7 protein-coding genes, 2 tRNA genes and 1 pseudogene are annotated in these 7,754 nt (G+C 38.6%); all 10 read right to left on the bottom strand.

From position 1 onward, the window contains the following. Positions 1-2,101: phenylalanine--tRNA ligase subunit beta (gene pheT / locus NT145_07520; GenBank protein ID MCX5782530.1), on the bottom strand; the 2,101-nt coding region annotated here is incomplete at its 3' end. A gap of 121 nt (positions 2,102-2,222) precedes the next feature. Further along, positions 2,223-3,245 (bottom strand): phenylalanine--tRNA ligase subunit alpha, encoded by a 1,023-nt coding sequence (pheS, locus tag NT145_07525; protein ID MCX5782531.1) that lies wholly within the window; start codon positions 3,243-3,245, stop codon positions 2,223-2,225. 69 nt (positions 3,246-3,314) lie between these two features. Beyond that, positions 3,315-3,671, bottom strand: coding sequence for a 50S ribosomal protein L20 (rplT, locus tag NT145_07530; protein ID MCX5782532.1), 357 nt, complete (start codon positions 3,669-3,671; stop codon positions 3,315-3,317). Positions 3,672-3,702: 31 nt separating this feature from the next. After that, positions 3,703-3,903, bottom strand: a complete 201-nt coding sequence (gene rpmI, locus NT145_07535) for a 50S ribosomal protein L35 (GenBank protein ID MCX5782533.1) — start codon at positions 3,901-3,903, stop codon at positions 3,703-3,705. Positions 3,904-4,013: 110 nt separating this feature from the next. Then, a pseudogene (gene infC, locus NT145_07540) lies at positions 4,014-4,508 on the bottom strand (translation initiation factor IF-3). 219 nt (positions 4,509-4,727) lie between these two features. After that, on the bottom strand, positions 4,728-6,374 hold the full coding sequence (gene thrS / locus NT145_07545) for a threonine--tRNA ligase (protein ID MCX5782534.1): 1,647 nt from the start codon (positions 6,372-6,374) through the stop codon (positions 4,728-4,730). Positions 6,375-6,464: 90 nt separating this feature from the next. Next, positions 6,465-6,538 (bottom strand) — tRNA-Val (locus tag NT145_07550). A 46-nt stretch (positions 6,539-6,584) separates the two neighbouring features. After that, positions 6,585-6,947 (bottom strand): four helix bundle protein, encoded by a 363-nt coding sequence (locus tag NT145_07555; GenBank protein ID MCX5782535.1) that lies wholly within the window; start codon positions 6,945-6,947, stop codon positions 6,585-6,587. Between the two features lie 143 nt (positions 6,948-7,090). Continuing rightward, positions 7,091-7,163, bottom strand: a tRNA-Cys gene (locus NT145_07560). Between the two features lie 119 nt (positions 7,164-7,282). After that, positions 7,283-7,754, bottom strand: a 472-nt coding sequence (locus NT145_07565) for a DUF111 family protein (GenBank protein MCX5782536.1), incomplete at its 5' end; no start/stop codon positions are given.

Raw genomic sequence — 7,754 nt, forward strand, 5'->3', positions numbered from 1 at the left:
TTTTAACTGCCGGATGTTTAATTATCGGCTTATAATAAAGCTTTTTCCATTTAACAATCTTATCCAGGGAAGTCAAATCTATTTCAGCATAACATGTTTCGGACTCCAAATCACCTTGAATCTCAGGTTTTATTATTCCGAATTCACCGATAACTTCGTTATTTGCATATATTTTCGCACATTTTCCGGGATGAAAATAAGACGAAATATTATTGTTTACGGCAAACTTCAGATCCAAACTAAAACCGCTAAGAATATTTCTTATTATTCCCGAAATATGGTAAAAATTGTACTCCTGCTCTTTCTTACCGGTTTCAGAACTCCGCCATTCCGGCAGAAGTTTTCCGCATAATATTATTCCGAGTGATTTTCTCTCGCCGTTTTCTTTAAATACCGTTCCGGTTTCAAATAATTTTATCCGGTCGAATCCTTGGTTAATATTTAGTATAAGGTTTCTCCAAAGCAACGGCAGTAAACTGGGCCTTAATACCTCATTTTCTTTAGATAACGGATTTGCAATCCGGTATAATGATATTAGTCCGAATCTAGAAAGCTCCTTCTGCTCGCAAAAACTATAATTTAATGCTTCAGAAAAACCCAGCCCGAATAGTTTATTGCTAATATCTTCTTCTTTTGATTTCCTGTCTTTTTCTGCCGAAACGTCCGGCATAAGAGGGATAATATTTGTGGGAATATGCTCGTATCCTTTTACACGGGCAATCTCTTCTATAAGATCTACGTCCTGATTTAAATCAAGCCGCCATGAAGGTATTTCAACTGTATAGGTCTTATTGCTGTTTTTTAAAACCTTCATACCCATATTCGCAAATATTTTTTTAATTTCTTTTTCGTTTATTTTGTAACAAAGGGTATCTTCAACTCTGCTATGAAGCAATTTAATAATGACAGGCTTCAATTCCTTTTCTTTTATGTCAATTCTTCCGTCAATTCTTCCGCCTGCAATCTGAAGTATCAGATCTATGGCTCGCCAGGAAGCTATCTCTGCAACTGTCCATCCTGTGCCTCTTTCAAATCTGTAAGAAGAATCCGTAGAAAGATTAAGGTTTTTTGAAGTCCGCCTTATGCTTGAAGGAAAAAATACGGCACTTTCAAGAATAATTGTCTTGGTTTTCTCAGTAACTCCCGAATCCTCTCCTCCCATCACGCCGGCTATTGCCTGAGGATTTTTATTGTCGGCGATGACAAGCATTGAATTGCTCAGCTTATATTGTTTCCCGTCAAGAGCAAGTATTTTTTCATCCTTCCTCGCTTTTCTAACGATCAGCTCGTTGCCCGAAAGCAGATCATAATCAAAAGCGTGAAGCGGATGCCCAAGCTCGAGCAAAACATAGTTAGTTATATCCACAATATTATTGATCGGCCGAAGACCGCACTTTTCCAATTTTTCTGCAAGCCATTTAGGTGAGGATTTTACTTCAACTCCCGAAATTTTACAGCCAATATATCTTGGACAAAGATCATAATCCTCAACGGAAATTTTGACTTTATCTTTTATAGCCTTCTTGACGATTTGCGGGAATCTTATTTTTTTATTTAGTTTTGCCGAAAGTTCTCTTGCTACTCCCCAGTGGCTCAGACAGTCAGGCCTGTTTGAATTTATTTCAATTTCAAGCATTGCGTCTTTGCTTCTAAAAATATCCTTTAAAGGCTTTCCTAAAGGAGTATCTTGAGCAAGGACCATTATGCCGCTTGAGGACTTCGCTAATCCCAGTTCTTTTTCCGAACATATCATTCCTTCCGAAGGTATTCCACGCAAAACCACCTTTTTTATTTCAAGCCCGCCCGGAAGAACCGCTCCTTCCAGAGCAAGGGCTACAATCTGGTTATTTGCGACATTCGGAGCTCCGCAGACAATTGAATAATCTTTTAACCCATCTGTAACTTGGCATACGGAAAGTTTGTCCGCATTGGGATGCTTCTGGACATTAAGAACCTTTGCGGTTATTATTTTCGGTGAATCAAACAGCGATTTCTCAAGAACCTTTGTTTCAAGCCCCAGAAATGTAAGGATCGCCGCTATTTCCTTAGGGCTTTCATCAAGTTCAATAAATTCGCTTAACCAGTTAAAAGAAATTAGCATATTTTTATCTTAAGTGATAAGGGGTAAGGGATAAGGGGTAAGGGATAAGGATTAAGTTTTAAGGATTTTATGTTTTTGTCTTTGACTTATAACTTACCGCTTACCACTTATCCCTGCTGTTTCAAAATTGCCTCAAAAATCTCAGATTATTTTCGTACAAAAGCCGCATGTCGTCTATTCCGTATAGAAGCATTACAAATCTTTCAAGCCCAATACCGAAAGCATACCCTGTATATTTTCCCGTTTCATAATTGACAGATTTAAAAACATTCGGATGCACCATTCCGCAGCCGAGCATCTCAAGCCATCCTGTGTGTTTACATACCCTGCATCCTTTGCCCTTGCAGATAATACACTGAATATCCACTTGCGCAGAAGGCTCCGTGAACTGAAAATATGAGGGTATGAACCGCACAGCCACATCCGGTCCTAACAATTTGTGAACAAACAGGACTAATGTCCCTTTTAAATCGGCAAATGTAACCTTTTTATCTACATAAAGGCCTTCTATCTGGTGAAACGTAGCCGAGTGGGATGCATCCGTCGCTTCATTTCTAAATACTCTTCCCGGCACAATAACCTTTACAGGAGGTTTTTGTTTTTCCATTACGCGGATTTGCACCGGAGAAGTATGAGTTCTTAGCAGCTTATTCATATCTTCCAGATAAAAAGTATCTTGTGCATCCCTCGACGGATGATCCTTCGGAATATTTAATGCTTCAAAATTATACCAATCAGTTTCTATTTCAGGCCCTTCAGCGATAGAAAATCCAAGAGATTTAAATATTTTAATTATTTCATCAAGCGTTTGTTTTAAAGGATGTTTATGAGAAATGTCAAACGGAAAAGCAAGAGCTGGAGAGATATCTACTTTTTCGGAAGCAATTGATTTCGCCAACAGTTTTGTTCTTAATTCTTTTATTTTAGAATCTAAGATTGTTTCAATTTCTTTTTTAAGCGTATTTGCTTTTTCACCGGTGGTCTTTCTTTCTTCGAGAGGAAGGTTAGATAAGCTTCTTAAAATTTCCGTGATAATTCCCTTTCTGCCAAGCGCTTGTATTTTAAGTTCTTCCAGCTTTTCTATTGAATCAGCAGAAACTATTTTATATTTAAGTTCTTTTGAAATTGTTTCTAAATCATTCATTTGAAATACCTGTAAAACTTTTCACAAATATTTTCTTAGAGATATTTATTTCTGTAATCAGAAAATAAACTAGCTTGCAAGACTGCTTTTTGCTATTTCCGTCAATTGTTTAAACGAATCATTTTCGCTAACTGCTAAATCTGCAAGCATTTTTCTGTCAATAATTATATTTGCTTTTTTCAAGCCGGCGATAAAACGGCTGTATGAAAGTCCTTCCTGCCTTGCCGCAGCGTTTAACCTCGTAATCCAAATGCTTCTAAACACTCCTTTTCTGTCCTTGCGGTCTCTATATGCATGCCGCATAGACTTTTCATACTGCTGTATAGTCATTCTCCATCTATTTCGTTTGTTGGAATAATAACCTTTTGCTCTTCTAAAAATTTTCTTTTTTCTTTGTCTTGTGTAAACAACATTTTTTACTCTCATAAAAAACTCCCTTTAAAATATTTTTTAACCTTTAAAAAGCGTACGGAAGATATTTTTTAATAACCTTAACCTCCCCAGAATCCAATACATCCATTTTTTTTAGCCTGCGGCCCCTGTTTGCGGACATCCCCGTTAAAAGATGCCTTAAACCGGCTTTTTTGTGTTTTACTTTACCGCTTTTTGTTACTTTAAATCTTTTTTTTGCACCGCTGTGCGTTTTCATTTTTGGCATTTTAATTTCCCCTTTTCAAAAAAGTGATAAGTGGTAGTAAGTGATAAGGATTAAGCTTTGAAAAATCTTTAAACTTACTTCTTACCCCTTAACACTTACCACTGCTTTTATTATTTCTTGGGAGTTAACACGAAAATAAGACGATTGCCTAACATCGATGAGTTTCGTTCTATATCGGCCAAATCAGTCAAATCCAATTTAATTCTATCTGCCAGAGCAATACCCAATTCTTTATGGCTGGACTCCCTTCCCCTGAACATTACGGTAAATTGGACTTTGTCTGAATTTTGAAGGAACTCCCTTGCATGCTTAATTTTTATCTTAAGGTCATGTTCTCCAATCCTGGGTGAAACTCTTACTTCTTTCAGATGAACTACTTTCTGTTTTTTTCTGGCACTTTTTTCCCTTTTTTCTTCTTCATACTTAAATTTCGTGAATTCAACTATCTTGCAAACAGGCGGAGTTGCCTGAGGCGCAATCTCAACAAGATCTTTGCCTTTTTCTCTTGCTAAAGCAAGAGCTTCAGCGATAGTTTTAAGCCCTATCTGTGAACCGTCCTCATCTATAAGTCTTACCTGCGGTACCCTTATGTACTGATTAATTCGTAATCTTTTTTCTACGGTAGTCCTCCTTTTGGCCCGTTAAGGGCCTGTTAATAAAAAAGGATGGCAGATTATTGCCATCCCATCAAAAACTTTATATAGAAATACCTCTGTAATATTTCATATAATTTTTAATACCTGTTCCCAATCTATGGTACAGGTGAGCCGGGACGGCTTCTTTCTTAATTTCATGAAACAGTTTATAAAATATAGATGTTTTTGTCAAACAAAGTCAAGCTTTGGATGCTGAGCTTCTCTTTGAATTTGTTTTATGAAATCATCAACTTTTTGAACGCCAAGATCCTTGTTTCCACGAGCCCGCACAGCAACCGACTGAATCTCTTTTTCTTTATCTCCCACCACCAGAATGTACGGCACTTTTTCCAGGCTCGCTTCCCGGATTTTGAGACCGATTTTTTCGTTTCGGCCATCGAGGCGCACGCGGATACCCGCTGCCTTCATCTTGTTGACAACTGATTTCGCGTAGTCAAGCTGGCTGTCCGTAATGTTCATCACGACCGCTTGAGTCGCTGCCAGCCAGACCGGAAACGCGCCGGCATAATGCTCTAAAAGCACCCCAAAGAACCTCTCCAGCGATCCCATCAGAGCACGGTGTATCATGTAAGGCCGCGCCTTATTGCCCGACTGATCTATGTACGTCATGTCAAAGCGCTCGGGAAGATTAAAATCAAACTGAATTGTCGAGCACTGCCATTCACGATTAAGAGCATCTTTGATCCTAATATCTATTTTAGGACCGTAAAATGCCCCTCCGCCTTCATCAACCGTGAATTTAAGTCCTTCCGCTTCAACTGCCTGTTCAAGAGCTTTTGTTGCCTTGCTCCAGTTTTCATCGGAGCCGACGGAACCCGCCTTGGGCTTATTCGCAAGATACAGAGAAAAGTCTTTGAAACCGAAAGCGTTCAGCATCGCGATACAGAAACGTATCACCTGCCGTACTTCGTCCGAGACCTGTTCGGGACTGCAGACGATATGGGCATCGTCCTGTGTAAATCCCCTGACTCTCAGTAGGCCGTGAAGCACACCGCTTTTTTCGTAGCGATAAACGGTTCCCAGTTCGGCCCACCTGACCGGCAAGTCGCGATAGGAATACAAACTGTTCTGATACATCTTTATGTGAAACGGGCAGTTCATAGGCTTAACATAGAAATCCTGATTGTCAACCTTAATCGGAGAATACACGTATTCTTTGTAAAAATCCAGATGCCCGCTAGTTTCCCAAAGAACGCTCCGACCAATGTGCGGAGTATAGACAATTTCGTAACCGTGCTCAAGATGCTGTTTTCGCCAAAAATCTTCTATCTCAAGACGCACCCGGGCACCCTTCGGGTGCCATAAGACAAGGCCGGACCCGACGTCTTCATTAACCGAGTAGAGATCAAGCTCTTTTCCCAGTTTTCGGTGATCGCGCTTCTTTGCCTCTTCCAGTCGTTCAAGATATTTATGCAATTCGTCTTTCGTAAAGAAAGCGGTTCCATAAATTCTCTGAAGCTGTTCGCGTTTTTCGTCCCCCCGCCAATAGGCACCTGCAAGAGAAAGAAGTTTGAAATATTTTACCTCGCCCGTAGAAGGTATATGCGGCCCTCGGCAAAGATCCACAAAATTTCCGGTTTGATAAAATGTCACTTTGTTTTCAGGAATTTCTACTATTATTTCTACCTTATATTTTTCCCCTTTATCTTTAAAATATTTCAATGCATCTTTTTTCTCTTTTTCAGACTTTTCAAATGCATAATTTGATTTAATTATTTCTTTCATTTTTTCTTCAATTTTTATGAGGTCTTCAGGCACGAAATGCGTAAGACGGTCAAAATCATAGTAAAAACCGTCTTCAATAGAAGGCCCTATGGCGACCTTGGTCTAAATCGTATTTTTTTTCGGTCATATTTCCCTCTAATTTTGAATTTTGAATTTTTAACTTTGAATTTTACAGAAAACTGCCCGATACAGGACTCGAACCTGTGACCTCTTCCATGTCAAGGAAGCGCTCTAACCAACTGGGCTAACCGGGCGTTAACGACAGTACAGAGTACATAGTACTTGGTACTTAGTAAAAAACTAACAACTCATTTTATTAAGCAAAGACGTTGTCATTTTGGACAAAGAATCAAGCTTGTTTGAAACTAAAATAAGTTTTTCGCTGTTAATAAAACCAATTTCTTTTGCTATGATTAATTGAGTTTCCAATTCAGCAGCGGATCCCATTGCTAAGTGCAAAAACTGAACAAATTCTTTATTATGGTTTCTCTTAAATCCTTCTGCGATATTAGAAGGTATAGAAATGGATGCACGTCTCATCTGTGAAGTAATTCCATATAATTCTTCTTTGGGAAATTTCTCAGTTAAAAGGTAAATATCTTTAACTAGCTCTATTCCCCTTTGCCAAATCCTAAGTTCTTTAAAACTCTTTATCTTATCCATGTTTTTCACTATTTGCTATGTACTAAGTACTATGAGCGACTTTTTGTTTTCCTTTCCCAAGTACCAAGGACTAAGTACTATGTGCCGTCATTTGTTTTGTCTTTTCCAAGTACCAAGTACTAACTACTATGTACCGTCTTTAAAGGTGCGGGCCGGATTTGAACCGGCGAATAAAGGTTTTGCAGACCTCTCCCTTAGCCACTTGGGTACCGCACCATTGCCTTAGGCAATGTGGTGAGCATAGCCGAACCGCAAAGTAAGAAAATGTTCTAAGCTCACTAAAAAAATCAAAAAATGAACACAAATTTAACTATTTTTAGCGTCGATTGTCAAGGTCAGGTAAGCATATCAGAAAGAGGTTGTCCGGATTTAACCGCCTTCTTTTTTACAATTTCAAATTCTGACTTTATTTTCGATTTTCCCTTTGAAAAATAAGCTATTTTTTTATCCCCTTTGACTTCCCTTTTTAGAAAATATCTGGGGACTTCAAAACGGCGGATACCAAGCGTCGTTGTTTCTTTAAAAATTATGTCCAGCAATGCTTTTTCATTATTTTTTTGGCATAAAGCCGATAAAACTATTCCCGGCCTGCCTTTTTTCATCAACACTTGAGTAAACCAAACATCTTTTGCCCCGGCTTCAAATAGCTTATCCATTACATAAGGATAAACTCTCGGGTCCATATCATCAATATTTGTTTCTAAAACAACAACTTCATCCGTTTGATAATATGGAATCCCTTCAGTTTCACCTACAAGAACCTTTAAAATGCTATAACCATTAGAAGCTTTTTTTGTTCCTGAGCCA

This window comes from Elusimicrobiota bacterium (assembly GCA_026388075.1).
Taxonomy (GTDB): Bacteria; Elusimicrobiota; Endomicrobiia; order Endomicrobiales; family JAPLKN01; genus JAPLKN01.

Coding starts and splice junctions, on each gene's coding strand:
- rpmI (MCX5782533.1), bottom strand. CDS start 3,903: ATGCCAAAAATGAAAACGCACAGCGGTGCAAAAAAAAGATTTAAAGTA.
- NT145_07555 (MCX5782535.1), bottom strand. CDS start 6,947: ATGGATAAGATAAAGAGTTTTAAAGAACTTAGGATTTGGCAAAGGGGA.
- rplT (MCX5782532.1), bottom strand. CDS start 3,671: ATGAGAGTAAAAAATGTTGTTTACACAAGACAAAGAAAAAAGAAAATT.
- pheS (MCX5782531.1), bottom strand. CDS start 3,245: ATGAATGATTTAGAAACAATTTCAAAAGAACTTAAATATAAAATAGTT.